A 497-nucleotide genomic window follows, 5' to 3' on the forward strand; every position below is an offset into this window, starting at 1 on the left:
GCAGCGGTTGATCTTGAAAACGAAGGCCTCCGGCGTTTGCTGGTGAATGCGTCCTATTGGCTGACCGGGTTGGATGTCCCACGCACAGCCGACGTGGGTATTGTCGGAGAATACAAGCCGTTATGGTTTGGTTTCGGAAAAGCGGCCAAAGGTGTTAAACCGGATGTTTTTGTTCTCAGGAATGGGCCTTAGCAAGGCGCCAGGGCGGTTTGGGCTGCTCGCGGTGGCTGGTGCCTGTTTGCTGAGTTGCATTTCAGTGACTCCAACTTTCGGCGCGGGCAAGGCCGCTGCGCCCGAATTTTTCTCGCCCCAACTTCCACCAGGGCGAAGCCTCACGAATGATCTGCGTGATTGCTGGTCTGCGATCGGCACCGCAACAAACGCCTGGGCCATGGCAATTCGCCGGACCAATGATTTCCAACATATCAACAGTCTCTCCATGGACGCCTGCAAAGCCGAGGCGCGCGCGAGTAATACCCTGGCCGAATTGCGTCTCG

General features: G+C 57.1%; 2 protein-coding genes. Both read left to right on the forward strand.

Features of this window, described 5'->3' with window-relative positions:
• Positions 1-192: hypothetical protein (locus F8274_RS32195; RefSeq protein ID WP_225854063.1), on the forward strand; the 192-nt coding region annotated here is incomplete at its 5' end.
• A partial coding sequence (locus F8274_RS32200) for a hypothetical protein (protein ID WP_225854064.1) occupies positions 164-497 on the forward strand: 334 nt, incomplete at its 3' end. The genes F8274_RS32195 and F8274_RS32200, both read left to right, overlap by 29 nt.

The organism is Micromonospora sp. AMSO31t (genome assembly GCF_008868175.1).
GTDB lineage: Bacteria > Actinomycetota > Actinomycetes > Mycobacteriales > Micromonosporaceae > Micromonospora.